This is a genomic window from Cellulomonas sp. WB94, from assembly GCF_003115775.1.
GTDB lineage: Bacteria > Actinomycetota > Actinomycetes > Actinomycetales > Cellulomonadaceae > Cellulomonas_A.
The window spans coordinates 92,133-118,105 of the sequence record NZ_QEES01000003.1 but is presented as its reverse complement, the minus strand read 5'-3'; the positions used below and the strand labels follow the sequence as shown (position 1 = coordinate 118,105).

The window sequence follows — 25,973 nt, the reverse complement described above, 5'->3', positions numbered from 1 at the left end:
CGGTCAGGCGGGTCGGGCAGGATGGTCGCGTGACCTCGCAGCAGACCGACCCCCGCTCACCCGAACCGACCCCCGCCGCACCCCCCGCAACGCCGCCCGACGCAGCGACGGTGCGCGAGCTCGTCGCGCTGGCCGAGGAGCTCGCGCGGGCCGCGGGTCACCTCGTGCGCGACGGGCGTCCCGACCGGGTCGACGTCGCGGCCACGAAGTCCAGCCCGATCGACGTCGTCACGGCGATGGACCTCGCGTCCGAGGCGCTGCTGCGCAGGATGCTCGCGGAGCGTCGACCGGGTGACGGGGTCCTGGGCGAGGAGGAGGGGCATGTCGCCGGGACGACGGGCCTCACGTGGGTCCTCGACCCGATCGACGGCACCGTGAACTACCTGTACGGGATCCCCGCCTACGCGATCTCGGTCGCCGTCGTGGCGGGTGAGCCCGACCCGGCGACGTGGACCGCGGTGGCGGGATGCGTGCACTCGGTCGCGGACGGACGGACGTACACCGCGGGCCGCGGCCTGGGCGCGCAGCTCGACGGTCGCGCCATCCGGGTCAACTCGGCGCGGCCGCTCGCCGAGTCGCTCCTCGGGACGGGCTTCGGTTACACCGTCGAGCGTCGCCGCGCGCAGGCGCGGGTCGTGGCGGCGCTGCTGCCCCAGGTACGTGACATTCGTCGCATCGGATCGGCCGCGCTCGACCTGTGCACCGTGGCGTCCGGCGGTCTCGACCTGCACTACGAACGTGGCCTGCGGCCGTGGGACCACGCGGCCGGTGCGCTCGTCGCGCAGGAGGCCGGCGCGCTGGTCAGCGGGCTGCGTGGGCGGCCGGCAGGCGAGGCGATGACGGTCGCAGGTGCGCCTGGCACCGTGGAGGAGCTGATCGCGTTGCTCGAGGACCTCGAGGCTGACACGGACTCCTGAGCCCGCGCCGGGGTGGTCGTCGTCGTGCCCTGGCAGCGTGCGGGTGCGCGGCGGGCAAATATGGTGCAGAATCCCACCGCCGCGGGAACAAAGTGCAGCGCCGAAGCATTGATCCCGCGTACGACGATCCGCCGACACGACCGGAGTGTGAACCCGCAGATGGCAACCGACTACGACGCCCCGCGCAAGACCGAGGAGGACCTGAGCGAGGACTCGCTCCAGGAGCTCCAGGCCCGGCGCTCCGACAAGAACTCGGGCGTGGTGGACGAGGACGAGACCGAAGCTGCCGAAGGATTCGAGCTCCCCGGAGCCGATCTCTCCGGCGAGGAGCTGTCGGTCCGGGTGCTTCCGCGTCAGGCGGACGAATTCACCTGCACCCGGTGCTATCTCGTCCACCACCGCAGCCAGCTCGCGTACGAGAAGGACGGCCAGCCCGTCTGCTCCGAGTGCGCGGCCTGACCCCGAACGACCACCGCACGACGCACTGACGCACGCGAGGCCAGGAGCTCCGGAAGACCGGGCTCCTGGCCTCGATGCGTCACGGCCCGGTCGGTGCCGACTGCTGCGCGAGCACGGCGACCAACGCCTGCGGGCGGCGAGTCGAGACGAGCCAGTACGGGGTGGGGTCCTGCGGGTCCTCGACCTCGATGCGGACGGCCGTGGGGATCCACGACCGCAGGCACACGTACGCGCGCGCGTCGAGCGCCGGTCCGAGCTCGTACCGGGTCGCCGCACGATCCAGGACGCGCACAGGGCCGAGCAGGTCGAGCGGGATGTGGGCCGAACCCGCCCGCAGCTCGCCGCCCGCCACCTCGATCCGTGGGGCGGTGGCGAGGCCCAGCACGGCGCCCGCGACGAGAGCCGCTGCACCGAGGCCCAGCGCGAGCCCGAGCCCGAGCGGGACGAACGAGATCATCAGCATGCCGGCGAGGCCGACGGTCACGATCCACATCCCGGGCCCCGGTCGCAGCCGCTCGGCGAAGAGCGCGGACGTCGGGCGGTGAAGATCGGCAGGCATGCGACCAAGCATCCCACCCAGGATCGGACGGTCACGATCAGACGGTAGGGTCGGGCCCCGTGACGGGCGACACGACTCTTGAGGTACTGCTCCTGCGGCTCGACGACGGGGTGCCGGTGCCGAGCTACGCCCACCCCGGCGACGCGGGCGCCGATCTCGTGACCCGGGTCGACGTCGTGATCCCGCCGCAGGGCCGCGCGACGGTGCCGACCGGCATCGCGATCGCCCTGCCGGACGGGTACGCCGCGTTCGTGCACCCGCGCTCGGGGCTCGCCGCTCGCCACGGGCTGACGATCGTCAACGCCCCGGGAACGGTCGATGCCGGCTACCGCGGGGAGATCGCGGTGACGCTGCTCAACACCGACCAGGCCGAGCCTGTCGTCCTGCACCGGGGTGACCGGATCGCCCAGCTCGTGATCCAGGCCGTCGAGCGGGCGCGGTTCGTCGAGGCCGAACGGCTGCCGGGGTCGCACCGCGGCGACGGCGGGTTCGGCTCGAGCGGCGGATGGAAGTCGGCCGGTACGCCGACCGCCTGACGCCCTGCGCGCCCGCGCTGGACACGGGGCAGGGGCGGATTACTGTCGTGGGGTACCCCAGGGCGGGTGACATCTTCGAAAGAGGGACGAGCTGTGGGTCTTTTCCGGCGCGGTACGCACGGGCGTACCGCCGAGGACGCAGGGGTCGAGAACGCCGTCGAGGGCCAGGACGTCGAGGACGCGGTCGTCGACGACGACGCGCTCGACGCTGGGACCGACGATGCGGCGACGAACGGCCAGGTCACGGAGGCGCACGCCGCGGCGGTGCGCACCGGGGGCCCGTGGGACGTCGACGACGCGCCCGGGGCCGGTCCCCGGGTGGACCTCGGCGCGATCCTGCTGCCCGCGGTCCAGGGCATGGAGCTGCGCATGGAGATCGACAAGGCCACCGGTGCCGTCTCGGCGGCCGCGGTCAGCGTCGAGGGCTCCACGCTCCAGATCCAGGCGTTCGCGGCACCGCGGACCGAGGGGATCTGGGACGACATCCGGGCCGAGATCGCCGAGTCGGTGATCAAGCAGGGCGGTTCGGCCGACGACCTTCCTGGGCCCTTCGGTCGCGAGCTGCTCGCCAGGCTGCCCGTCCGCACGGCCGAGGGACGCACGGGCCACCGCCCCGCGAGGTTCATCGGCGCCGACGGCCCGCGCTGGTTCGTGCGCGGGGTCGTGACGGGCAAGGCTGCCGTCGACCCGGCGGCCGCCGAGGCGATCGAGCGGATCTTCTCCGACATCGTCGTCGTCCGAGGTGCCGAGGCGTGCGCTCCGCGCGACCTGCTCCCGCTGCGCATCCCCGGTGAGCGGCCGGCGATCGTGCCGGACGCCGCCGAGCCGTCGTCACCCTCGTTCGACCCCATGGCCCGGGGTCCGGAGATCACGGAGATCCGATGAGCCTGCGCGAGGTCCTGCACCGGGCGTTCGAGTCCCAGTCCGAGATCGAGGCCGCCGAGGAGCGCGCCGAGGCGAAGCAGACGGTCGGCTGCGTCGCGGTGGACAAGGTGAGCGACCGCCACCGCGTCAGCGTGTCCGGCGTGCTGCGGTCCGTCACCCTGCGACCGCGCGAGGGAGTTCCCGCGCTCGAGGCCGAGCTCTACGACGGCAGCGGCACCCTCGACCTGGTCTGGCTCGGCCGCCGAGCGATCGCCGGCATCAACCCCGGGCGGCGCCTGCGCATCGACGGGTTCGTCTGCGACATCGCAGGGCGCCCGACGGTCTTCAACCCGCGCTACGAGCTGCGGCCCCGACCCGGTGAGTGAGCTCGTGGAGGCCTCGCAGCCCGAACCGGCCCCGGCGGAACCGGCTGGACCCGCGGCCCCGCTCGCGGGCGCGCGCGGCGTGCGGATGATCGCCGGCGAGGAGTTCTCGTTCACCGAGGCGATCGGCGGCGTGCGCGGGCTGGTCGAGTCGGCGCTGCCGGGCCTCGTCTTCGTCGTGGTGTTCGTCGCCACGCACCGGCTCGCCCCGTCGCTGATCGCGTCCGCCGGGCTGGCCCTGGCCGCCGTGGTCGTGCGACTCGTGCAGAGGACAGCGGTCACCCAGGCGTTCTCCGGCGTCCTCGGCGTGGCGATCGGTGTCGTGTGGGCCTGGCGCACCGGTGAGGCGCAGAACTTCTTCGCGTGGGGCCTCGGAGTCAACATCGCGTGGTGCGTGGGCGCGGCCGCCTCGGTCCTGGTCGGATGGCCGGCCGTCGGGGTGGTCGTGAGCCTGGTCCGCGGCGAGGACATGTCGTGGCGAACCCGTCCGGAGGCCCGTGGGGCTCGCCGCCGGTACGCGTGGGCGACGTGGCTGTGGGCGGCGGTGTTCGGCCTGCGGCTCGCCGTGCAGGTCCCGCTCTACCTGCAGGGCAGCGACGCGGTCGGGTGGCTCGGTACCGCCAAGCTCGTGATGGGCGTCCCGCTGTTCGCGGTCGGCCTGTGGGTCACGTGGCTGATGGTCCGTGGGTCAGGAGCCGTTCGAGCTCCTTCTCGTCCGCCTCTCGACCCGTGACGAACATCAGCTCGTCGTGGGCCTCGAGCGTGTCGTCGATGCTCGGGGCGATCGGCCGGTCACCCCGGATGATGCACGCGAGCACCGTGTCCGCGGGCCAGATCACCTGACCGACGCGCACGCCGACCAGCGCGGACTCGACCGGGAGCGTCAGCTCGAGGATGTCCGCACCGGACTGGTGGAACGTGAAGATCCGCACGAGGTCGCCGACCGCGACGGCCTCCTCGACCATCGCCGTCATGATGCGCGGGGTCGACACGGCGACGTCCACGCCCCACGCCTCGTCGAACATCCACTCGTTCTTGGGGTTGTTGACGCGGGCCACCGTGCGCGGCACTCCGTACTCAGTCTTCGCGAGCAGCGCGATGACCAGGTTGGCCTTGTCGTCACCGGTCGCGGCGACGACGACGTCGCACTCGTCGACCTTGGCCTGCGTGAGGGTGGGGAGCTCGCACGCGTCCGCGAGCAGCCACTCGGCATCCGGGACCTGCGCGATGCGCATCGCGGACGGCTGCCGGTCGATGAGGGTGACCTCGTGACCGTGGCCGAGGAGCTCGCGCGCGATCGAGCGCCCGACGGAACCGGCTCCAGCGATGACGACCCTCATGCGGAGACCTCCGGTGCGTGGGTGAGCGTGCGCTCGACGTGGTGGGCCTCGTCGGTGCGCAGCAGGACGTGCACGGTGTCGTTCTCCTGCATGACGGTGGCCGGCGTCGGCAGGACGCCGTCGCCGTAGCGCGTCACGTACGCGACGCGGGCGCCGCTGGCCTCCTCGAGGGCTCGCAGCGGCCGACCGACCCACCCGGGGTGGACGTCGACCTGAGCGAGCACGATGTGGCCGGACGAGTCGCGGTGCTCTTCCGTCGCCCCCATCGGGAGCAGGCGGCGCAGCACCTGGTCGGCCGTCCACCGGACGGTCGCGACCGTCGGGATGCCCAGACGCTGGTAGATCTCGGCGCGGTGCGGGTCGTAGATGCGCGCCACGACGTTGTCGACCCCGTACTTCTCGCGCACGACGCGTGCCGCGAGGATGTTGGAGTTGTCGCCGTCGGACACGGCCGCGAAACCGTAGGCGTCCTCGATCCCGGCCTGCTGCAGCGTGTCGCGGTCGAAGCCGAGACCCGTGACCTTGTTGCCGGAGAACTCCGCGTCGAGGCGCCGGAACGCCTCGGGGTTCTGGTCGATGACGGCCACAGAGTGGCCTTGTCCCTCGAGCGACTGGGCAAGAGTCGCTCCGACCCGGCCGCAGCCCATGATGACGAAGTGCACAGCCGGTCACGCTATACCAGGGTGGACGTCGCCGCCGTCCCGCGGACGCCACCGGTCGGCGCGAAGTCCGGGGTGCGCTGGCCTAGCATGGGCTCCCGTGTCGGACATTGCGGATACCGCCAAACGCCTGCTGCTCGGACGGCCCGTCCGCAGCGACCGGCTCGGCCACACCCTGCTCCCCAAGCGGATCGCGCTGCCCGTGTTCGCGTCGGACGCGCTGTCCTCCGTGGCGTACGCGCCGGACGAGGTCCTGCTCACGCTCGCGGTCGCAGGCCTGACCGCCACAGCCATCTCCCCGTGGGTCGGCCTGGCGGTTGTCATCGTGATGGTCACGGTGATCGCGTCGTACCGGCAGAACGTCCACGCCTACCCGTCGGGTGGTGGCGACTACGAGGTCGCGACCGTGAACCTCGGGCCGACGGCCGGTGTGACCGTCGCGAGCGCGCTGCTCGTCGACTACGTGCTGACGGTGGCCGTGTCGATCTCCGCGGGCGCGCACTACGCGTCGTCGGCGCTGCCAGCCCTGCGAGGGCACGAGATGGTCTTCGCGATCATCCTCGTCGTGCTGATCACGCTGGTGAACCTGCGCGGCGTCAAGGAGTCGGGGACAGCCTTCGCGATCCCCGTCTACCTGTACATGCTCGCCGTGGGGACGACGGCCATCGTCGGGCTGGTCCGCTACGTGCTGGGCAACCTGCCGATGGCGGCGAGCGCGCAGCTCGACATCGTGCCCACCTCCGCGTTCGACCAGGGTCTGACGGGCGCGGCCGGCGTGTTCCTCGTCCTGCGGGCGTTCGCGTCCGGGTCTGCGGCCCTGACCGGCGTCGAGGCGATCAGCAACGGGGTGCCCGCGTTCAAGAAGCCGAAGTCGAAGAACGCGGCCACGACGCTCGCCCTGCTGGGGATGGTCTCCGCACTGTTCATGACGTCGATCCTGTTCCTCGCCCGGGTCACGGGCGTCCACTTCGTGGAGTTCCCGGCGACGGAGCTGCTGCGTGACGGGATCCCCGTGGGGGACTCCTACGTGCAGCACCCGGTCATCGGACAGCTCGCCGAGACGATCTTCCAAGGGATGCCGATCGCGTTCTACGCCGTCGCCGTCGTCACGGGGATCATCCTGGTGCTCGCCGCCAACACCGCGTTCAACGGCTTCCCGGTCCTCGGCTCGATCCTGGCGCGCGACGGCTACCTGCCGCGCCAGCTGCACACGCGCGGCGACCGGCTCGCGTTCTCCAACGGCATCCTCACCCTCGCTGCGGCGGCCATCGCGCTCATCGTGGCGTTCGACGCCGAGGTGACGCGCCTCATCCAGCTGTACATCGTCGGTGTGTTCGTGTCGTTCACGCTCAGCCAGCTCGGGATGATCAAGCACTGGACGCGCGAGCTGGGCACCGAGCCCGACCCGCGTGCACGGGCTCGGATGCGGCGCTCGCGGGTGATCAACTCGATCGGCTTCGGCATGACCGGGACGGTCCTGCTCGTCGTGCTGGCGACGAAGTTCACGCACGGTGCGTACATCGCGATCCTGGCCATGGGGGCGGTGTTCGTGGTCATGCGGGGGATCCGCGGGCACTACGACGCCGTCCGGTCCGAGCTCGCTCTCGGTGTCGATGCCGAGTCCGCCCGGGCCCTGCCGAGCCGCGTGCACGCGATCGTGCTCGTCTCGCACCTGCACCGCCCGACGATGCGTGCGATCGCCTACGCGCGGGCCTCCCGGCCGCAGGTGCTCGAGGCGGTCACGGTGGGCGTCGAGCCGGATGCCGTCGCGGCGCTGCAGGCAGAGTGGGAGAGCCTCGACCTGCCCGTCCCGCTCAAGGTGCTGGACTCGCCCTTCCGCGAGATCACGCGCCCGATCCTGACGTACGTGCGCTCGATCCGGCGCGAGAGCCCGCGCGACCTCGTCGTCGTGTACATCCCGGAGTACGTCGTCGGGCACTGGTGGGAGCAGCTCCTGCACAACCAGAGCGCGCTGCGGCTCAAGGGCCGGCTGCTGTTCACGCCGGGCGTCGTCGTCGCCTCCGTGCCGTGGCAGCTCGCGTCCACCCACGGGCAGACGGGGCTCGAGGACCGGGTCCGGGGTACGGTTCCGCGTGGACTCTGACCTGATTGAGCTCGAGATCGGCCCCATCGCGCACGGCGGGCACTGCGTGGCACGCCTGGATGCGGTGGACGACGGGACGTCTGGTGCGGACGGCCCCGGCCGGGGCCGCGTCGTCTTCGTGCGGCACACCCTGCCGGGCGAGCGGGTGCTCGCGCGTCTGACCGAGTCCGGCGAGGGTGCGACGTTCTGGCGCGCCGACGCGGTCGAGGTCCTCGTGGCGTCGCCGGATCGCGTGCCGTCGGCCTGGCCTGCTGCGGGTCCCGGGGGAGTGGGTGGCGGTGAGCTCGCTCACGTCGCCCTCCCCGCGCAGCGCGCCTGGAAGTCGACAGTCATCGCCGAGCAGCTGAGCAGGCTGGCGCACGTCGAGCGCGAGGTCCCCGTCGAGGGGGCTCCCGGCGACGACGAGCGTGGCGGGCTCGGCTGGCGCACCCGCATCGAGCTCGTGGCGGACGCCTCGGGGCGGGCCGGCATGAGCAAGTTCCGCTCGCACGACGTGCTGGCGCTGGACTCGATGCCGCTCGCGAGCGAGGCCATCGTCGCGCTCGACCTGTTCTCCAAGACGTGGCGACCCGGTGCGCGCATCGAGGCCGTGGCCCCCGCGGGCGGCGACGCGCCGCTCGTCCTGGTCGACGGCGAACCCTTCGACCTGCGCCGTGGCCGCCCGGACCCCCGCCCGAACGCCCGGTCCTCGGTCAACGAGATCGTCGAGATCGCCGGCCGCACCCATGTGTTCCGGGTCGGTGCCAGCGCCTTCTGGCAGGTCCACCGCGAGGCGCCCGGCGTCCTTGCGCGCGCCGTGCTCGAGGCGCTGGGCGACGTCGAGGGCGCCACGGTGCTCGACCTGTACTCCGGCTCGGGGCTGTTCACCGTGCCGATCTCCGAGGCCGTCGGGCCCACAGGTGCCGTCGTCGCGGTCGAGGGCGATGCCCGGGCCGTCCGCGACGCCCGCCGGGTCGTGCACGACCGTCCGAACGTCGAGCTGCTCCAGGGCGACGTCGGACGGGTCATGACCGGTGAGGACGACTCGAGCTCGAGCGTCGTGCACGCCGACGTCGTCGTCCTCGACCCGCCGCGCGTCGGTGCGGGTCGGGTGGTCGTCGAGGCGATCGCCGCGCTGCGGCCCGAGCGGGTCGTGTACGTGGCGTGCGACCCCGCGGCACTCGCTCGCGACATCGCCTACTTCGCGGGCGCCGGCTACACGCTGGGCGACGTGCGGGCGTTCGACCTGTTCCCGATGACGCACCACGTCGAGTGCGTGGCGGTCCTCCTCCCGGCGTGATCGTGGGTGGCCGTCCGCGCTCGACGGGCTCGGGTGTGGTGAGGCTCACGAGCCGCGACAGCGCTACGGAGCGGTAGACGGACGAAGGTCCCCGCCCCGTCGCCGCCCGCGCGGGCATCCTCGAAGCATGGGGACAGATGCCACCGGCGTGATCTCGCACGACACCGACGACGACCGTCGCGGCACATCGGTGGAGGTCCCGGGGTACGGCGATGTCGCCCGCGACGCGGGCATCCTCGACACGCCCGCCCTCCGCGCCGAGATCGCGACCTTCCTCGATGCCGCGACGGTCCTGCTCGCGCGCCCTGTCTGCTGGGACTCGACGCGCTGGAACGTGTGGTGGGGCGTGGACGCGCTCGCGCGGCGCGCTGGCGACCCTGACCACCTCAGCCAGAACGTCCGGGTCTGGCGCGACGGCCACGGCGTCATCGTCGCGATCGCCGTCCACGAGCGACCGGGACCGACGTTCGACGTCGTCGTCCACCCGGCGTGGGTCGACGTCGCCGAGACCGTCGTGTCCGATGCCGTGAGCACGTGGGGCGAGGGCGGCGCTGCGCGCACGCACGCCGTCGTCGGTGACGTCCACGAGGACGCGCTGCGGCGCCTGGGCTTCCGGCCGGGCGAGGCCGGCGTCGGGACGATCCACGAGCTCAGCACGACGCCCCCGAGGCGCGTCGTCCTGCCCCCGGCTACACGGTGCGCGACATCCTGCATACCGGCGGCCGCCGCGCTCGGCTCGCGTGCATGGCCCAGGCGTTCCTCGGCGAGGACCTGGTGCCGAAGGACGCGACCTACCCGCGCGCGGACCTGCCGGGTTACTGTCCCGAGCTCGACCTCGCGGTGATCGCGCCGCACGGGATCGACGTGGCGACGTGCTTCGGGTACGTCCCGGGATCGGGAGCGCCGGCGGTCATCGAGGGCGTCGGCACGCGACCCGGCTCGCGCGGGCTGGGCCTGGCGACGGCTGCGGTGGCCGCGTGCCTCGACCTGCTGGCGGAACGAGGCGTGGCACACGCCACCGCCACCGGGTGGCACGCGGAGGCGAACGCCATGTACCGAGGGCTGCTCCCGACGCGCAGCCACCGGATCGACAGCTGGGTCCGCGAGCCCGCCTGACAGCGGCGCGGGTGCACGGCCGGCGCCGCAGCCGCCAGGCCTCGCGACAGACGGTCCGGCGGCCTACCGTGGTGGTGCGCCGGGCCGCGGTGGCCCGGACGGAGGGAGTCGACGACGATGACCGACCACGAGCACGAGGCCGCGCAGCGGCTCGCCGAGGCGAGCCGGGTCGCGAGCGAGGAGCTGTTCAAGCAGGGCACGCCGGAGTACGACGCCCGCGCGCACCAGCGGGCCGTGGAGTTCGAGCGGAAGGCGGCCGAGGCCGTCGCGGCGGAGGCAGAGGCCGCCAAGGCAGCCAAAGCAGCCAAGTCCGCCAAGGGCGCGTCGCACAGCTGACCTGCGGGGTCGGTGGCGTGTCGCCCAGCACGACCTGACCCGCTAACATGTATCTTGACATCGAGATACATGACGTCGTGCCGGCACGGTCCGGCGGCGACCGCCACCCTGTCCCGGCGGGACGCCACCGTCGGTACGCCCGCCCAGCGAAGGAGCCACAGTGAGCAGCGTCGACAGTTTCGGGTCGAAGGGCACGCTCGAGGTCGGTGATGCGTCCTACGAGATCTTCCGGCTCGCGGCCGTCCCCGGCGTCGCACGCCTGCCGTACAGCCTCAAGATCCTTGCCGAGAACCTGCTGCGTACCGAGGACGGCCTGAACACCACCGCCGACCACGTGCGCGCGATCGCGGCGTGGGACCCCGACGCGCAGCCGGACACCGAGATCCAGTTCACGCCCGCGCGCGTGATCATGCAGGACTTCACCGGCGTCCCGTGCGTCGTCGACCTCGCGACGATGCGGGAGGCTGTCGCCGAGCTGGGCGGGGACCCGAGCAGGATCAACCCCCTGGCGCCCGCCGAGCTCGTCATCGACCACTCGGTGCAGATCGACGTGGCCGGCCGGGCCGACGCGTTCGCCCGGAACGTCGACCTCGAGTACCAGCGCAACCGTGAGCGCTACCAGTTCCTGCGCTGGGGGCAGACGGCGTTCGACGACTTCAAGGTCGTCCCGCCCGGCACCGGGATCGTGCACCAGGTCAACATCGAGTACCTCGCCCGCACGGTCATGACCCGTGAGGTCGACGGCGTGCTGCGCGCCTACCCGGACACGTGCGTCGGCACCGACTCGCACACCACGATGGTCAACGGGCTCGGCGTGCTCGGCTGGGGCGTCGGCGGCATCGAGGCGGAGGCGGCCATGCTCGGCCAGCCGGTGTCGATGCTCATCCCGCGCGTCGTCGGCTTCAAGCTGTCGGGTGCGATCCCCGCCGGGGTCACCGCGACCGACGTCGTCCTGACGATCACCCAGCAGCTGCGCCAGCACGGCGTGGTCGGCAAGTTCGTCGAGTTCTACGGCGAGGGGGTCGCTGGGGTGCCGCTCGCGAACCGCGCCACCATCGGCAACATGAGCCCGGAGTTCGGGTCGACGGCCGCGATCTTCCCGATCGACTCGGTGACGATGGACTACCTGCGCCTCACGGGGCGCTCGTACGAGCAGATCGCCCTCGTCGAGGCGTACGCCAAGGAGCAGGGCCTCTGGCTCGATCCGACGGCCGCGGGCTACGTCGAGCCGCTCTTCTCGGAGTACCTCGAGCTCGACCTGTCGACGGTCGTCCCGTCGATCGCCGGCCCGAAGCGCCCCCAGGACCGCATCGAGCTCACGCATGCCAAGGCCGCGTTCGAGCGCGACCTGCCGACCTATGCGCCCGAGGTGCGGGACACGGTCGACGAGGCGGAGGAGGAGTCCTTCCCGGCCTCCGACTCGCCGGCGATCCGGGCGTCCACACAGCGCACCGTTCACGTCACGGACACGACCGGCCGGACCTTCGACCTGTTCCACGGCGCCGTCGCGATCGCCTCGATCACGTCGTGCACCAACACGTCGAACCCGTCGGTCATGCTCGCCGCCGGCCTCCTCGCGAAGAAGGCCGTCGAGAAGGGCCTCACGGCCAAGCCCTGGGTCAAGACGTCGATGGCTCCGGGGTCGCAGGTCGTCACGAACTACTACGAGAAGGCCGGCCTGTGGCCGTACCTCGAGAAGCTCGGCTATCACCTGGTCGGCTACGGCTGCACGACCTGCATCGGAAACTCCGGCCCGCTCGACGAGAAGGTCTCCGCCGCCGTCAACACGCACGACCTCGCGGTCGTCTCGGTGCTGTCCGGCAACCGGAACTTCGAGGGTCGCATCAACCCCGACATCAAGATGAACTACCTCGCCTCGCCGCCGCTCGTCATCGCCTACGCGCTCGCCGGCACGATGGAGTTCGACTTCGACCACGAGCCGCTGGGCCGCGCCGAGGACGGCACACCCGTGTTCCTGCGGGACATCTGGCCGACGGCCGAGGAGGTCCAGGCGACGATCGACGCGTCGATCGACCGGGACATGTTCACGAAGGACTACGCCGACGTCTTCACGGGCGACGAGCAGTGGCGCGCGCTACCGACCCCGGTCGGCGACACGTTCGCGTGGGACCCCGACTCGACCTACGTGCGCAAGCCCCCGTACTTCGACGGAATGACGGCCGAGCCGGCCCCGGTCACGGACTTCACGGGCGCGCGGGTGCTGGCCAAGCTGGGCGACTCGGTCACGACCGACCACATCAGCCCCGCCGGCTCGATCAAGGCGGACAGCCCCGCGGGTGCCTACCTCGCCGAGCACGGCGTCGACCGTCGGGACTTCAACTCGTACGGCTCGCGTCGCGGCAACCACGAGGTCATGATCCGCGGCACGTTCGCGAACATCCGCCTGCGCAACCAGCTGGTGCCCGGGGTCGAGGGCGGCTTCACCCGCAACCTGCTGACCGATGAGCAGACGACGATCTACGACGCGTCGCGGGCCTACCAGGCGGCCGGGATCCCACTCGTCATCCTCGGCGGCAAGGAGTACGGCTCGGGGTCGTCGCGCGACTGGGCCGCCAAGGGCACCGCGTTGCTCGGGGTCAAGGCCGTCATCACCGAGAGCTTCGAGCGGATCCACCGGTCCAACCTCATCGGGATGGGTGTGCTGCCGCTGCAGTTCCCGGCGGGCGAGTCGGCCGAGACGCTCGGGCTCGACGGCACCGAGACGTTCGACATCGTGGGGGTGACGGCGCTCAACGAGGGCACCACGCCCGCGACGCTGCTCGTCACGGCGACCAAGCCCGACGGAGCGTCGGTGTCGTTCGACGCGGTGCTGCGGATCGACACCCCCGGCGAGGCCGACTACTACCGCAACGGCGGCATCCTGCAGTACGTGCTCCGGTCGCTCGTCGCGTCCTGACCTGCTGCTCGGCCCGGACGGGCCACCGGAGGGCGCTCGCACCAGGTGCGGGCGCCCTCCGGTGGGTCCAGACGCATCGCCCGGACGGGGACGGTGCGGTCCTCGGCGAGCTGGTCCGGCGGTCGTTCGTCGACGGCACGCGCCTGTCGTGGTGAGCGGGCGGTCTGCTGGCAGAATCGTGGCATGGCGACGGCAGACCAGGACCCGAGAGGGACGGCACGCGGCGGGGACGTCGAGGCGTTCGTGGCGTCGATCGCCGACCCGGCCCGCCGGCAGGACGCCCGCACGCTGATCGAGCTCATCGGGCGGGTCACCGGAGAGCCGCCGGTGCTCTGGGGGACGTCGGTCGTCGGCTTCGGCCATCACACGTACCGCTACCCGAGCGGGCTCCAGGAGGACACCGCCGCCATCGCGTTCGCGCCGAAGAAGGCGGACACGACGCTCTACCTCATCGACGGGGCCGACGGGTACCGCGCCATGCTCGTGCCGCTCGGGCCGCACAAGATCAGCAAGGGCAGCCTGCACCTCAAGCGGCTGGTCGACGTCGACCTCGAGGTGCTCGCCGAGCTGGTGCGGCTGTCGTACGCCGCGGTCCGCCGCCTCGCGTAGTCGTCGCCCCGCTCCGGGTCGTCGGGCCGACTCCCGGGGTCAGTCGCCGGCGAGGACCTCGCGCAAGGTGTGCTCGCCGATGTGGCGCATGAGCGGCTCGTCGTCGCCGTGCGCGAGGAACACCGTCGCGAAGGACAGCGCCCAGCCGCGCGCCCGCCGCCAGGTGTGCGGGTCGGTCCCGCTGAGCGTGGTCGTGGTCGCCCGGAACTCCTCGCGGCCCGCGGCATCGAACGTCATCCAGACGGTCGCCAGGTCCGTGGCCGGGTCGCCGGCTGTGACGTCCCCGAAGTCGAGGATCGCGCCCAGGCCCCCGTCAGCGCCCGCGAGGAGGTTCAGCGGGTGCGGGTCGCCATGGATCCACAGTGCCGGGCCGGCCCAGCTCGGGGTGTCCAGCAGCTCGTCCCACAGCCGGCCGACTCGGTGCGCTCCGGGGACGTGGCCGGCATCGAGCCGGGCGCGCACGGCGTCGTCGCGGGTGCGCAGCGAGACTCCCCGAACCGGGTTCGACGGCGCGTCGTCGGGTGCCGGAGCGTGCAGGCGCGCGAGCACCTCGGCGAGCGGCCGTGCGAGCGTGCTGCGGGCAGCGACCGGCACGCTCGCCACCATCGTGCCGGCGAACCACGGCACGACGCTCCAGCCCCACGGCATCTCGTCGGCCGGGTGACCGATCCGCACCGGGACCGGGATGTCGACACCGAGCCTCGGAGCAAGCACGGGCAGCCACCGCTGCTCGTGGCGGACGAGCTGCGCGGCCATTGCGCGGCGAGGCACCCGCACGGCGAGCGCGTCGCCGAGCCGTAGCGTCACGTTGTCCCAGCCGTTCGCCACGACCCGCAGGGGCAGCTCGGCCAGGTCGGGGTGCTGGCCCCGCAGCAGTCGGCGCACGAGGTCGACAGTGACGTCGACCTCGGCGGGCGGCGTGCCGGGCATCGCGGGCCTCCTGGGGGTCGGACGGTGTCAGGGTGCGAGGTCGATCAGCCGGCGGGCGTCCCACGACTGGGTCCACGCGAGGGCGTCGAACATGCGGTCGAGCACGATGGCCGTGAACCCCCACACCAGGACGTCCCCCACGACGAAGGCCGGAGCACGCCACGTGCGGCCGGCGCGCACGTGAGCCGTCGAGCCGCGGTTGTCCGGGAGCAGCAGATCCGCGACGGGCACCCGGAAGACGTCGACGGTCTCGCCGTGGTCCACCGCCACGACGGGCGTCGGCCGCCGCCACCAGGCGGGGACCGGGGTGACGAGGTGGTTGCTGACGGCAAGCGCGAGCGGCGGCAGCGTGCCGAGCGCCTCGACCCCGGCCGGGTCGAGGCCGGTCTCCTCGACGGCCTCCCGGATCGCCGCGTCGATGGGCCCGGCGTCGTCCGCGTCGATCCTCCCGCCCGGGAAGGCGACCTGTCCGGCGTGGTCGGTGAGGGTCGACGCGCGGCGAAGCAGCAGGACGTCGAGGTCACGCGCCACCGGCGTGCCGGTCACGCGCGACGGGACCGCGTCGAGCACGCCGAAGAGCACGAGGACCGCAGCCGGACGCGGATCGGACGACGGGTGGAGAGGCCCCGTCGAGCCGGGCCAGCGCTCGGGCGGGTGCGCGCACAGCTCGACGAGCTGCGCGCGTGCGGACTGCGCCGAGGGCTCGGCCGGAACGGTCACCAACCCTCCGGGAGCGGACGCCCCTCGTCGTACCCGGCAGCGGACTGGATCCCGACGACGGCGCGCTCCGTGAACTCCTCGAGCGTCGTCGCACCGACGTAGGTGCAGGCCGAACGCAGCCCCGACGTGATCCGGTCGAGGAGGTCCTCGACGCCGGGACGCTCGGGGTCGAGGTAGATGCGCGAGGACGAGATCCCTTCCTCGTAGAGCGCCTTGCGCGCGCGCTCGAACGGCGAACCGGCACGGGTGCGCGCCGCGACGGCACGAGCCGAGGCCATCCCGAAGCTCTCCTTGTACAGGCGGCCGTCGGCGTCCGTGTGCAGGTCACCGGGAGACTCGTGGGTGCCCGCGAACCACGAGCCGATCATCACCTGCGAGGCGCCGGCGGCCAGCGCGAGCGCGACGTCGCGCGGGTGACGCACGCCGCCGTCCGCCCAGACGTGCGCGCCGTGGCGCCGGGCCTCGGCAGCGCACTCGAGCACGGCGGAGAACTGCGGCCGCCCGACGGCGGTCATCATGCGGGTCGTGCACATCGCCCCGGGGCCGACACCGACCTTGACGATGTCGGCACCGGCCTCGATCAGGTCGCGCGTGCCCTCGGCGGTCACGACGTTGCCGGCGACGACCGGGACGTCCGGGTCGAGCGCCCGCACCGCGGCGAGCGTCTCGAGCATCTTGCGCTGGTGACCGTGGGCCGTGTCGACCACGAGCACGTCGACGCCGGCCTCGAGCAGCTCGGCCGCCTTCGCCCGGACGTCGCCGTTGATCCCGACCGCTGCGGCGACGCGCAGGCGCCCGGCGTCGTCGAGCGCGGGCTGGTAGATGGACGAGCGCAGGGCGCCGATCTGGGTGAGGATCCCGACGAGCTCGTCACCGCGGACGACGGGCGAGAATCGGCGCCGGGAACCATGCAGCGCCTCGAACGCGGCCTCGAGACCGCGCGCACCGGCCTGCGTGAGGACATCGAGCGGGACGACCGTCGGGTTCGTGCTCATGACGTCACCGACCTGCGTGAACCGGTCGACGCCCTCGCAGTCCACGGCGGCGACGACACCGACCGGGCGACCGTCGACGACGACGACCGCCGCGCCGTGCGAGCGCTTGCCGATGAGCGTCAGCGCGGTGTGCACGGTGTCCTGGGGCGAGACCACGACGGCGCTCTCCACGACGGTGTGCTTGGCCTTGACGGACGCCACGACATCCGCGACCACGTCGGTCGGGACGTCCTGGGGGAGCACCGTGATCCCGCCGCGGCGGGCGATCGTCTCGGCCATGCGGCGACCCGCGACAGCCGTCATGTTCGCGACGACCACGGGGATGGTCGTGCCGGTCCCGTCGACGGTCGACAGGTCGACGTCGAAGCGGGACGTGATCTCGGAGCGCGAGGGGACGAGGAAGACGTCGCCGTAGGTCAGGTCGGACGTGGCGTTGTGGCCGGGAAGGAAGTGCATGCCTCAAGGGTACGAGGCGTCACAACGGCGAGAAGCGGTCGCACCCGTGATCCTCCGGCGCACGGGTCACGCGTGCGCCCGGAGGGAGCCCTTCGACGTGCACGTCCGTCGTGTCCACCTCGATGGACAGACGGGTGTCGGCGAACGGGACGCCGTCCATGCGCACATGGCCGAGCGACGGCGGGGCCGGGGACACGTGGATCGTGTGGTGCGGCACGCACGGGTCGAGCCGGAGCAGCGTGCGCAGCAGCTGGAACGGCGCGGCGGCCGCCCAGGCCTGGGGGGTGCACGCCGCGGGGTACGGCACGGGGAAGCCGGTGTCCCGTCGGTCGAAACCGCAGAACAGCTCGGGGAGCCGGCTCCCGAAGGCGGCCGACGCGTCGAGGAGCCCGTCCACGACCTCGAGGCACTCGTCCACGAACCCGTACCGGGCGAGCCCTGAGGCCGCGAGGGCCGTGTCGTGCGGCCACACCGACCCGTTGTGATAGCTGACCGGGTTGTGCATCGCCATCCCGACGCCGAGCGTCCGGATGCCGAACCCGGTGAAGAGGTCCGGTGAGAGCAGCGCCGCGGCGACCGCCGGAGCCCGCTCGGGCAGGACGATCCCGGACCACAGGCACTGACCCATGTTCGAGACCAAGGAGTCGACCTGGCGCTTGTCGTGGTCGAGCGCGAGCGCGAACCTCTGCTTGTCCGGGATCCAGAACGCCCTGTCGAACGCCGCGCGCAGCTCCGCGGCGCGTGCCGTCCAGGCCTTCACTCCGGCCGGGTCACCGAGCAGGCCCGCAAGGTGCGCTCGCGCACGGTAGGCGCTGTACGCGTAGCCCTGGACCTCCGCGAGGGCGATGGGCGGCACCGCGAGGGTGCCGTCGGCGAACGAGATGCCGTCGTGGCTGTCCTTCCAGCCCTGGTGCAGCAGCCCCCGGTCTGTGCTGCGCCCGTACTCGAGGAAGCCGTCGCCGTCCCGGTCGCCGTAGTCGCGCATCCAGTCGAGGGCCGCGTCGACGGCGGGCATCAGCGCGGCGACGTCCGCCATCGGCACGCCCCACCGCGCGGCCTCGTCCACCAGCATGACGAAGAGCGGGGTCGAGTCGATCGAGCCGTAGTAGACGGACTCCCCGCCGAGCGCGAGGGTCAGGTCGATACCCACCCGCACCTCGTGCAGGATCCGACCGGGCTCCTCCTCGGTCATCGGGTCGACGCGCTTGCCCTGCATGCGGGCGAGCGTGCGCAAGGTCCCGAGCGCGAGGTTCGGCGCGACCGACACGGCCATCCAGCTCGCGATCAACGAGTCGCGGCCGAACAACGCCATGAACCAGGGGGCCCCGGCGGCGACGACGTCGTCCTCCGGGTGAGCGAGGTCGACGATCCGCAGTGCACCGAGATCCCGCTCGCTCTGGTCGAGCGCGAGCTGGAACAGGCGGTTCTCCACCGTGATGCGCGGCACCGTGTCGCGCCAGCTCCGCATCCGCACGGCCGCGGCGGCGCTCTCGACGGGCAGGTGGGCCGGGAAGGCGGCCTCGAGCTCGGAGCCCCCGAGGCTCGGCAGCACCTCGATCGTCGTCGTCCAGCTGCCCTGGGCGGGGGCCACGACCCGGAACGACACGATGCGGGATGCGGCCTCGGCACCCGGAGCCGAGATGCGCACGCCGCGGCGCACCCCCTCGTGCTCGAACCAGAAGTGCAGATCGCTGCCCGCCGCGTTGTGCTGGACATGTGCTCGACGGGTCACGCCACGGGCCTCCTTGACCTGGAAGAGGTCGGCGAAGTCCGCATCCACCTCCAGGGTCAGCCGTAGCCCGGCGGTCTCCGTGCCGTAGTTGCGCACGGTCACGTCCTCGCGCATGCCCGCGCTCACGAACCGGCGGCGGTGCACGATCACTGTCGCGTCGTCATGTCCTGGGCGGGGGGCGGCGCGGCAGACGAACGTTCCCTCGAAGGGCTCTGCGGGAACGGTCGCGAGCGGCTGCAGCGGTGCCCCGTCGACCAGCAGCCGCCACTCCGAGATCAACCGGGTGTCACGGACGAACAGCCCCTGCTGCTCCCCGGGCTCGATGTCACCGTTCGGCGAGCTCGCACAGAAGGACGAGCCCTCGACGAGGCTCGCCACCGTGCCGGGGGGAAGGGGCAGCTGGGCGTCGTCGGTCAGTCCGAACGGTGTGAACGACGGGGTGTCCATCGTGCCCCAGCTCTCTTGCGACGCGACGTCAGGCGAGGACGAACTGTCCGGATTAGCCTACCTACACAGAACCCGACGTCGGCGTCGGCGAGCAACGAGGCTGGGGACGCTGTGCGCCGGTGCCACGCATACGCCGCGTATGCACGGTGACAGGAGGGCCATCATGACTGTCGACCTCGCGAGCAAGCTGCCTCAGGGAACGGAGCCGCTCGGCTCGCTGCGGATCGGGATGGTGGCGCCGCCGTGGTTCGGGCTGCCGCCGCGAGCGTACGGCGGCATCGAGTCCGTCGTCGCGGACCTCGTCAACCAGCTGACGCTGCTCGGGCACGAGGTGACCCTCGTCGGCTCGGGCGAGAACCGCACGGCCGCCCACCGCTTCGTGCAGGTTTTCGGCACGCCTCCGACCGAGTCCCTGGGCGACCCGCTCCCCGAGGTCATCAACGCCGCGGCGACCGCGGAGGCGTTCATGGACCTCGCTGTCGACGTGGTGCACGACCACACGATCGCCGGCCCGCTGCTCGCGCGCGGCCGGGTCGCGCCGACGGTGATCACAGCGCACGGACCCGTGACCGGGTTCCACGCCGACTACTACCGGCGCCTCGGGGGCACCGTGGGACTCATCGCGATCTCCGACGCGCAGCGGCGGGCGAACAGCGAGCTCGACTGGCTCGGCACCGTTCACAACGCCGTGGACGTGTCGTCCTACCCGTTCCGCGCGGACAACGACGGGTACGTCCTGTGGCTCGGCCGGTTCAGCAACGAGAAGGGACCCCAGCTCGCCATCGATGCGGCGCGCGCCGCGGGCAGCCCGATCGTGCTCGCCGGCAAGCTCAACGAGCCGGACGAGAAGGAGTTCTTCGCCCGGGAGATCACGCCCAGGCTGTGGGCGGGGGTCGAGTACGTCGGCGAGGCGGATGCCAGGGCCAAGCGGGAGCTGCTCGCGGGGCGCGCGCGCTGGTCTTCCCCATCCAGTGGGAGGAGCCGTTCGGGATGGTGATGGTGGAGGCCATGGCCTGCGGCACGCCGGTCGTCGCGATGCGCCGGGGGAGCGTCCCCGAGGTCGTGCTCGACGGTGTGACGGGCCTGGTCGTCGACACCTACGACGAGCTCGTCGAGGCGATCGACGCCGTGTCCGGGATCGATCCCGCAGACTGCCGGTCCCGTGCCGAGGAGTGCTTCGACCTACCGGTGATGGCACGCGGCTACGTGCGGATGTACCGCGCGGTGGTCGACGGGGGCAGGGCGCTGCGCGACCTCGCCGCCCATGGCGCGGGCGCGGGAGCGTGACGAGTTCTAGAGTAGGACGGCTGCCACGGGGCAACTGCGACGTGCGGCATCGTCGCCGCACGAGGAAGGGAGATGCGCATGGGCGTTCTCGCCCGCATCGCCACACCCGCTGACCTGCGGCGTCTGACGCATGCGCAGGTCCGCTCGCTGTCCCAGGAGATCCGTGACTTCCTCGTGCAGTCCGTCTCCCGCACCGGCGGTCACCTCGGCCCCAACCTCGGCGTCGTCGAGCTGACGATCGCGATCCACCGGGTGTTCGAGTCACCCCGCGACACCATCGTGTTCGACACGGGCCACCAGGCGTACGTGCACAAGCTGCTGACCGGTCGCCAGGACTTCTCTGCGCTCCGCAAGCGCGGGGGCTTGTCGGGCTACCCGAGCCGCACGGAGTCGGTCCACGACGTCGTCGAGAACTCGCACGCCTCGACGGCGCTCAGCTGGGCCGACGGCATCGCGAAGGCCAACGCGATCCTCGGTCACCGGGACCGGCACGTCGTGGCCGTGATCGGCGACGGCGCGCTGACCGGCGGCATGGCGTGGGAGGCCCTCAACAACATCGCGGCGTCGCAGGACCGCCGCCTCGTCATCATCGTCAACGACAACGGGCGCTCCTACGCGCCGACGATCGGCGGGCTCGCCCATCACCTCGACACGCTGCGCACGACGCAGGGGTACGAGCACGTGCTCACGTGGGGCAAGCGCACCCTGAAGCGGTCCGGCCCGCCCGGACGGTTCGCGTACGACGCGCTGCACGGCCTCAAGAAGGGCATCAAGGACGTCGTCGCGCCGCAGGGCATGTTCGAGGACCTCGGGCTGAAGTACGTCGGCCCGGTCGACGGTCACGACGAGCCCGCGGTCGAGCGGGCGCTCCAGCGCGCCAGGTCCTTCGGTGGGCCGGTCCTCGTGCACGTCATCACCGAGAAGGGTCGGGGGTACACGCCGGCCGAGCAGGACGTCGCCGACCGGTTCCACGCCGTCGGGCAGATCCACCCGGAGACCGGCCTGCCGGTCGCACCGTCCCGGTTCGGCTGGACGAGCGTGTTCGCCGACGAGATCGTCCGGATCGGTCGACGTCGGCCCGACGTCGTGGCGATCACGGCCGCGATGCTCGCACCCGTCGGGCTCGCGCCGTTCGCGGCGGAGTTCCCCGAGCGGACGTTCGACGTCGGGATCGCCGAGCAGCACGCGGCGACGTCGGCCGCGGGTATGGCGTTCGCGGGCCTCCACCCGGTCGTCGCCGTGTACGCGACGTTCCTGAACCGAGCGTTCGACCAGATCCTCATGGACGTCGCGCTGCACAAGGCCGGCGTGACCTTCGTGCTCGACCGTGCGGGACTCACGGGCGTCGACGGCGCGAGCCACAACGGCATGTGGGACATGGCGATGCTGCGCATCGTGCCGGGCCTGCGCCTCGCCGCACCGCGTGACGAGCCGACCCTGCGCGACGCGCTGCGGGTCGCGGTGGACATCGACGACGCGCCGAGCGTCGTGCGCTACCCGAAGGGCGCCCTGAGCGCGACGATCCCTGCGATCGACGAGGTCGACGGCGTGGACGTGCTGGCGCGCCACTCGGCCCCCGCCGGTGCTCCGTCCGTCCTCGTGGTCTCGATCGGGTCGATGGCCGACACCGCGATCGCGACCGCTGAGCTGCTTGCGGCGCACGGCCTGCGGGTCACGGTCGTCGACCCTCGCTGGGCGCTGCCCGTGCCGTCGGCGCTGGTGAAGCTCGCCGGTGAGCACGACCACGTCGTGACGCTCGAGGACGGCGTGGTCGACGGCGGGATCGGCTCCCAGCTCGCTCAGCGGACGCGGGCGGCAGGTCTGAGCGTGCCGGTCCAGCCGATCGGCGTCCCCCTGGCGTTCCTGGGGCACGCCACGACCGAGCAGCTCTCGACGGACCTGCGGCTCCAGCCTCAGGACATCGCGCGAGACGTCCTGACGGCGATCGACGGAGCGCGCTGACACCCGTAGCGCCCGACCGGGTCTCGGAGGGACAATCGGGACCCATGGTGACGCGTCTCACGTCGCCAGCTGCCCCCGTCGGGGCGAAAGTCCCAAGACATCCCATGACTTTTCGGTAGCGTTGATGGCACGACGACCTCCACGAGGAGCAGAGATGTCCACCACAGCAGTCCAGCAGTCCAGCACCGACGCCACCGCGGGTGCCTGGCGCAGCTTCGTCGCAGGCCCGTGGTCCGACGGGATCGACGTCCGCGACTTCATCCAGCGCAACTACACGCCCTACACGGGCGACGCAGAGTTCCTTGCGGGCCCCACGCCCCGCACCACGGGCATCTGGACGACGCTGAGCGCGATGTTCCCCGAGGAGCGTGAGCGCGGTGTCTACGACATCGACAACAAGACGCCCGGGACCATCACCTCGCACGGTGCCGGCTACATCGACCAGGCGAACGAGCTCATCGTCGGCCTGCAGACGGACGCCCCCCTCAAGCGCGCGATGATCCCCAACGGCGGATGGCGCATGGTCGAGACGTCGCTGAAGACGTACGGCTACGAGATCCCCCAGGACATCAAGAAGATCTTCACGGACTACCGCAAGACCCACAACGCCGGGGTCTTCGACGTCTACCCCCCCAACGTCCGGGCCGCGCGCTCGTCGCACATCATCACGGGCCTGCCCGACGCCTACGGCCGCGGCCGCATCATCGGTGACTACCGCCGCGTCGCGCTGTACGGCATCGACGCGCTGATCAACGCCAAGAAGATCGAGCGCGCCGAGCTGGACATGGAGCGCTCCGTCGAGGACGTCATCCGCGACCGTGAGGAGAACGCGGAGCAGATCCGCGCGCTGCAGGAGCTCAAGGCCATGGCCGCCTCCTACGGCTTCGACATCTCTCAGCCCGCGGCAACGGCCCGCGAGGCCGTGCAGTGGCTCTACTTCGCCTACCTGGGCGCGGTCAAGGAGCAGAACGGTGCGGCGATGTCGCTCGGTCGCACCTCGACCTTCCTCGACGTCTACCTGCAGCGCGACCTCGCCGAAGGCGTGATCACCGAGTCGCAGGCCCAGGAGTTCATCGACGACCTCGTCATCAAGCTGCGGATCGTCCGGTTCCTGCGCACGCCCGAGTACGACGACATCTTCGCGGGCGACCCGACCTGGGTCACCGAGTCGATCGGTGGCATCGGTGAGGACGGGCGCCCGCTCGTCACCAAGTCCTCGTTCCGCTTCCTCCAGACGCTCTACAACCTGGGCCCGGCGCCGGAGCCGAACCTCACTGTCCTGTGGAGCAACCTGCTCCCCGCGGGCTTCAAGGCGTTCTGCGCGCAGGTCTCGATCGACACCTCCGCGATCCAGTACGAGTCCGACGAGCTCATCCGCTCCTGCTGGGGCGACGACGCCGCGATCGCCTGCTGCGTCTCCGCGATGCGGGTCGGCAAGCAGATGCAGTTCTTCGGTGCGCGCGTCAACCTCGCCAAGACGCTGCTCTACGCGATCAACGGCGGGCGTGACGAGATCAGCGGCAAGCAGATCGCCCCGGTCAGCGCGCCGGTCGCCGGTGACGTGCTCGACTTCGACGACGTGTCGGAGAAGTTCGACAAGCTGACCGACTGGCTCGCCGAGACCTACGTCGACGCGCTCAACTGCGTGCACTACATGCACGACAAGTACGCCTACGAGCGTCTCGAGATGGCCCTGCACGACCGGACCATCCTGCGCACCATGGCCTGCGGCATCGCCGGCCTCTCGGTCGTCACCGACTCGCTCTCCGCGATCAAGTACGCGACCGTGCGCCCCGTGCGCGACGAGTCGGGCCTCGTGACCGACTACACGGTCGAAGGCGAGTTCCCGATGTTCGGGAACGACGACGACCGTGCGGACGACATCGCGATCCAGGTCGTCACGAGCTTCATGGACAAGATTCGTGCGCAGAAGACCTACCGCGACTCGCTGCACACGCAGTCGGTCCTGACCATCACCTCGAACGTCGTCTACGGCAAGGCCACGGGCAACACCCCCGACGGTCGCCGCCGCGGCGAGCCGTTCGCGCCGGGTGCCAACCCGATGAACGGCCGCGACACCCACGGCATGCTCGCCTCGGCCCTCTCGGTCGCCAAGCTGCCGTACTCCGAGGCGCAGGACGGCATCTCCCTGACCTCGACGGTCGTGCCCTCGGGCCTCGGCCGCACGAAGGACGAGCAGGTCGCGAACCTGGTCGGCCTGCTCGACGGGTACAACGTCTCTTCCGGTTACCACCTGAACATCAACGTTCTGAACCGCGAGACCCTCGAGGACGCCATGGAGCACCCCGAGAACTACCCCCAGCTGACCATCCGGGTCTCCGGCTACGCGGTCAACTTCGTCCGGCTGACGCGCGACCAGCAGCTCGACGTCCTCTCGCGCACCTTCCACGGCGGCCTCTGAGCCGCACCACCACGACCGGCAGGACCAGCCCCTCATGAACGTCACCACGGCAGCACCCCAGGGTGCCGACCCGGTCGGCGCGCCCGTGATCGAGCTGTCCCTGCCGGTCGTCGGTGGGTCGCACCACCGTGCCACGGCCGGGACGTCGGGACTCGAGGTCAGCGAGGTCGGTCGGTCCGAGAAGTTCGCCCAGGTCAGGGCCGGTGAGCTCGGCTCCCTGCACTCGTGGGAGCTCGTCACGGCCGTCGACGGGCCGGGCACCCGGATGACGGTGTTCCTGTCGGGCTGCCCGCTGCAGTGCCTCTACTGCCACAACCCCGACACGATGGAGATGCGGCGCGGCGAGCCCGTGACCGCGACCGAGCTGCTCGACCGCATCGCCCGGTACACGAGCATCTTCCAGGTCACGGGCGGCGGCGTGACCATCTCGGGTGGCGAGCCGCTCATGCAGCCTGCGTTCGTCGCGCGGATCCTGCGCGGCGTGAAGGAGATGGGCCTGCACACCGCCGTCGACACGTCGGGGTACCTCGGGGCGCACTGCACCGACGAGATGCTCGACGACATCGACCTGGTCCTGCTCGACGTGAAGTCGGGCATCCCCGAGACCTACAAGCGCGTCACAGGCCGCGAGCTGCAGCCGACGCTCGACTTCGGTCGCCGCCTCGCCGCGCGCGGCACGGAGATCTGGGTCCGCTTCGTCCTGGTCCCCGGGCTGACGGACGCGCCCGAGAACGTGGATGCCGTCGCTGACTACGTCGCGACGCTGTCGACCGTGACCCGCGTCGAGGTCCTCCCGTTCCACCAGATGGGCCGGGACAAGTGGGACAGCCTCGGGATGCGCTACGAGCTCGAGGACACGTCCCCGCCGACCCCCGAGCTCGTCACCCGCGTGCGCGAGCAGTTCCGAGCCCGGGGGCTGACGGTCTTCTGACCGACCTCCTCGG

Annotated in this window: 25 protein-coding genes; 18 read left to right on the top strand and 7 right to left on the bottom strand. The window is 71.7% G+C overall.

The window, feature by feature from the left end; genetic code table 11:
- Positions 1-110: 110 nt before the first annotated feature.
- Both DDP54_RS14460 and DDP54_RS14455 read left to right on the top strand, forming a co-directional pair.
- Positions 111-917 (top strand): inositol monophosphatase family protein, encoded by an 807-nt coding sequence (locus DDP54_RS14460; protein WP_242448497.1) that lies wholly within the window; start codon positions 111-113, stop codon positions 915-917.
- Positions 918-1,076: 159 nt separating this feature from the next.
- Positions 1,077-1,376, top strand: a complete 300-nt coding sequence (locus tag DDP54_RS14455; RefSeq protein ID WP_109132747.1) for a DUF4193 domain-containing protein — start codon at positions 1,077-1,079, stop codon at positions 1,374-1,376.
- Positions 1,377-1,455: 79 nt separating this feature from the next.
- Here DDP54_RS14455 and DDP54_RS14450 read toward each other — a convergent pair whose 3' ends face one another.
- On the bottom strand, positions 1,456-1,935 hold the full coding sequence (locus DDP54_RS14450) for a DUF3093 domain-containing protein (protein WP_109132698.1): 480 nt from the start codon (positions 1,933-1,935) through the stop codon (positions 1,456-1,458).
- 59 nt (positions 1,936-1,994) lie between these two features.
- Between DDP54_RS14450 and dut the strand changes: the two genes are divergently transcribed.
- The 4 genes from dut (at position 1,995) to DDP54_RS14430 (ending at position 4,451) form a co-directional block, all read left to right on the top strand.
- A complete protein-coding gene (gene dut / locus DDP54_RS14445; RefSeq protein WP_109132697.1) occupies positions 1,995-2,471 on the top strand; it encodes a dUTP diphosphatase in 477 nt (158 codons plus the stop codon).
- Positions 2,472-2,564: 93 nt separating this feature from the next.
- A complete protein-coding gene (locus tag DDP54_RS14440; RefSeq protein WP_109132696.1) occupies positions 2,565-3,356 on the top strand; it encodes a DUF3710 domain-containing protein in 792 nt (263 codons plus the stop codon).
- Positions 3,353-3,721, top strand: coding sequence for an OB-fold nucleic acid binding domain-containing protein (locus DDP54_RS14435; protein ID WP_109132695.1), 369 nt, complete (start codon positions 3,353-3,355; stop codon positions 3,719-3,721). The genes DDP54_RS14440 and DDP54_RS14435 overlap by 4 nt, the downstream gene beginning before the upstream one ends.
- Positions 3,714-4,451: a DUF3159 domain-containing protein gene (locus DDP54_RS14430; protein WP_242448486.1), complete on the top strand. Its 738-nt coding sequence runs from the start codon at positions 3,714-3,716 to the stop codon at positions 4,449-4,451. Before DDP54_RS14435 ends, DDP54_RS14430 begins: the two co-directional genes overlap by 8 nt.
- Here DDP54_RS14430 and DDP54_RS14425 read toward each other — a convergent pair.
- Together DDP54_RS14425 and DDP54_RS14420 are read right to left on the bottom strand one after the other, a co-directional pair.
- A complete protein-coding gene (locus DDP54_RS14425) occupies positions 4,384-5,058 on the bottom strand; it encodes a TrkA family potassium uptake protein (RefSeq protein WP_109132694.1) in 675 nt (224 codons plus the stop codon). The genes DDP54_RS14430 and DDP54_RS14425 overlap by 68 nt on opposite strands.
- Complete coding sequence (locus DDP54_RS14420) at positions 5,055-5,705, bottom strand: TrkA family potassium uptake protein (RefSeq protein ID WP_109132745.1); 651 nt, start codon at positions 5,703-5,705, stop codon at positions 5,055-5,057. Before DDP54_RS14420 ends, DDP54_RS14425 begins: the two co-directional genes overlap by 4 nt.
- Positions 5,706-5,817: 112 nt before the next feature.
- On the opposite strand from DDP54_RS14420, the gene DDP54_RS14415 reads away from it, so the two are divergent.
- From DDP54_RS14415 to DDP54_RS14385, 7 genes are all read left to right on the top strand, one after another.
- Positions 5,818-7,821 carry an APC family permease gene (locus tag DDP54_RS14415; RefSeq protein WP_109132693.1) on the top strand — a complete coding sequence of 668 codons (2,004 nt, stop codon included), beginning with the start codon at positions 5,818-5,820 and terminating at the stop codon, positions 7,819-7,821.
- On the top strand, positions 7,811-9,100 hold the full coding sequence (locus tag DDP54_RS14410) for a TRAM domain-containing protein (protein WP_109132692.1): 1,290 nt from the start codon (positions 7,811-7,813) through the stop codon (positions 9,098-9,100). The genes DDP54_RS14415 and DDP54_RS14410 overlap by 11 nt, the downstream gene beginning before the upstream one ends.
- Before the next feature lie 127 nt (positions 9,101-9,227).
- Complete coding sequence (locus tag DDP54_RS14405; protein WP_109132691.1) at positions 9,228-9,944, top strand: hypothetical protein; 717 nt, start codon at positions 9,228-9,230, stop codon at positions 9,942-9,944.
- The gene (locus DDP54_RS14400; RefSeq protein WP_158274538.1) at positions 9,941-10,216 is read left to right on the top strand and encodes a GNAT family N-acetyltransferase; all 276 of its coding nucleotides are present in this window, start codon (positions 9,941-9,943) and stop codon (positions 10,214-10,216) included. The genes DDP54_RS14405 and DDP54_RS14400 overlap by 4 nt, the downstream gene beginning before the upstream one ends.
- Positions 10,217-10,333: 117 nt before the next feature.
- On the top strand, positions 10,334-10,552 hold the full coding sequence (locus DDP54_RS14395) for a translation initiation factor 2 (RefSeq protein WP_109132689.1): 219 nt from the start codon (positions 10,334-10,336) through the stop codon (positions 10,550-10,552).
- Between the two features lie 160 nt (positions 10,553-10,712).
- Positions 10,713-13,469, top strand: coding sequence for an aconitate hydratase AcnA (gene acnA, locus DDP54_RS14390; protein WP_109132688.1), 2,757 nt, complete (start codon positions 10,713-10,715; stop codon positions 13,467-13,469).
- A gap of 183 nt (positions 13,470-13,652) precedes the next feature.
- Positions 13,653-14,078 carry a DUF1801 domain-containing protein gene (locus DDP54_RS14385; protein WP_242448485.1) on the top strand — a complete coding sequence of 142 codons (426 nt, stop codon included), beginning with the start codon at positions 13,653-13,655 and terminating at the stop codon, positions 14,076-14,078.
- A gap of 39 nt (positions 14,079-14,117) precedes the next feature.
- On the opposite strand, the gene DDP54_RS14380 is transcribed toward DDP54_RS14385, so the two are convergent.
- The 4 genes from DDP54_RS14380 to DDP54_RS14365 are packed head-to-tail and all read right to left on the bottom strand — an operon-like array spanning position 14,118 to position 19,358.
- Complete coding sequence (locus DDP54_RS14380; protein WP_109132687.1) at positions 14,118-15,008, bottom strand: aminoglycoside phosphotransferase family protein; 891 nt, start codon at positions 15,006-15,008, stop codon at positions 14,118-14,120.
- Between the two features lie 27 nt (positions 15,009-15,035).
- On the bottom strand, positions 15,036-15,728 hold the full coding sequence (locus DDP54_RS14375) for a CoA pyrophosphatase (protein WP_242448484.1): 693 nt from the start codon (positions 15,726-15,728) through the stop codon (positions 15,036-15,038).
- A complete protein-coding gene (locus tag DDP54_RS14370) occupies positions 15,725-17,179 on the bottom strand; it encodes a GuaB1 family IMP dehydrogenase-related protein (protein WP_109132686.1) in 1,455 nt (484 codons plus the stop codon). Before DDP54_RS14370 ends, DDP54_RS14375 begins: the two co-directional genes overlap by 4 nt.
- Before the next feature lie 19 nt (positions 17,180-17,198).
- Complete coding sequence (locus DDP54_RS14365) at positions 17,199-19,358, bottom strand: glycogen debranching N-terminal domain-containing protein (RefSeq protein WP_109132685.1); 2,160 nt, start codon at positions 19,356-19,358, stop codon at positions 17,199-17,201.
- A gap of 163 nt (positions 19,359-19,521) precedes the next feature.
- Here DDP54_RS14365 and DDP54_RS18945 point away from each other — a divergent pair, with 163 nt between their 5' ends.
- From DDP54_RS18945 to pflA, 5 genes are all read left to right on the top strand, one after another.
- On the top strand, positions 19,522-20,355 hold the full coding sequence (locus tag DDP54_RS18945; RefSeq protein WP_347338540.1) for a glycosyltransferase: 834 nt from the start codon (positions 19,522-19,524) through the stop codon (positions 20,353-20,355).
- Positions 20,241-20,645 (top strand): glycosyltransferase, encoded by a 405-nt coding sequence (locus DDP54_RS18940; RefSeq protein WP_347338539.1) that lies wholly within the window; start codon positions 20,241-20,243, stop codon positions 20,643-20,645. Before DDP54_RS18945 ends, DDP54_RS18940 begins: the two co-directional genes overlap by 115 nt.
- A 78-nt stretch (positions 20,646-20,723) precedes the next feature.
- Positions 20,724-22,607 carry a 1-deoxy-D-xylulose-5-phosphate synthase gene (dxs, locus tag DDP54_RS14355; RefSeq protein ID WP_109132684.1) on the top strand — a complete coding sequence of 628 codons (1,884 nt, stop codon included), beginning with the start codon at positions 20,724-20,726 and terminating at the stop codon, positions 22,605-22,607.
- 154 nt (positions 22,608-22,761) lie between these two features.
- On the top strand, positions 22,762-25,029 hold the full coding sequence (pflB, locus tag DDP54_RS14350; protein ID WP_109132683.1) for a formate C-acetyltransferase: 2,268 nt from the start codon (positions 22,762-22,764) through the stop codon (positions 25,027-25,029).
- A 34-nt stretch (positions 25,030-25,063) separates the two neighbouring features.
- Positions 25,064-25,960 (top strand): pyruvate formate-lyase-activating protein, encoded by an 897-nt coding sequence (gene pflA, locus DDP54_RS14345; protein ID WP_109132682.1) that lies wholly within the window; start codon positions 25,064-25,066, stop codon positions 25,958-25,960.
- Positions 25,961-25,973: the final 13 nt, after the last annotated feature.

Coding starts and splice junctions, on each gene's coding strand:
- DDP54_RS14455 (WP_109132747.1), top strand. CDS start 1,077: ATGGCAACCGACTACGACGCCCCGCGCAAGACCGAGGAGGACCTGAGC.
- DDP54_RS14450 (WP_109132698.1), bottom strand. CDS start 1,935: ATGCCTGCCGATCTTCACCGCCCGACGTCCGCGCTCTTCGCCGAGCGG.
- DDP54_RS14435 (WP_109132695.1), top strand. CDS start 3,353: ATGAGCCTGCGCGAGGTCCTGCACCGGGCGTTCGAGTCCCAGTCCGAG.
- DDP54_RS14425 (WP_109132694.1), bottom strand. CDS start 5,058: ATGAGGGTCGTCATCGCTGGAGCCGGTTCCGTCGGGCGCTCGATCGCG.
- DDP54_RS14420 (WP_109132745.1), bottom strand. CDS start 5,705: ATGGGCTGCGGCCGGGTCGGAGCGACTCTTGCCCAGTCGCTCGAGGGA.
- DDP54_RS14405 (WP_109132691.1), top strand. CDS start 9,228: ATGGGGACAGATGCCACCGGCGTGATCTCGCACGACACCGACGACGAC.
- DDP54_RS14395 (WP_109132689.1), top strand. CDS start 10,334: ATGACCGACCACGAGCACGAGGCCGCGCAGCGGCTCGCCGAGGCGAGC.
- DDP54_RS14385 (WP_242448485.1), top strand. CDS start 13,653: ATGGCGACGGCAGACCAGGACCCGAGAGGGACGGCACGCGGCGGGGAC.
- DDP54_RS14380 (WP_109132687.1), bottom strand. CDS start 15,008: ATGCCCGGCACGCCGCCCGCCGAGGTCGACGTCACTGTCGACCTCGTG.
- DDP54_RS14370 (WP_109132686.1), bottom strand. CDS start 17,179: ATGCACTTCCTTCCCGGCCACAACGCCACGTCCGACCTGACCTACGGC.
- DDP54_RS14365 (WP_109132685.1), bottom strand. CDS start 19,358: ATGGACACCCCGTCGTTCACACCGTTCGGACTGACCGACGACGCCCAG.
- DDP54_RS18945 (WP_347338540.1), top strand. CDS start 19,522: ATGACTGTCGACCTCGCGAGCAAGCTGCCTCAGGGAACGGAGCCGCTC.
- dxs (WP_109132684.1), top strand. CDS start 20,724: ATGGGCGTTCTCGCCCGCATCGCCACACCCGCTGACCTGCGGCGTCTG.
- pflB (WP_109132683.1), top strand. CDS start 22,762: ATGTCCACCACAGCAGTCCAGCAGTCCAGCACCGACGCCACCGCGGGT.
- pflA (WP_109132682.1), top strand. CDS start 25,064: ATGAACGTCACCACGGCAGCACCCCAGGGTGCCGACCCGGTCGGCGCG.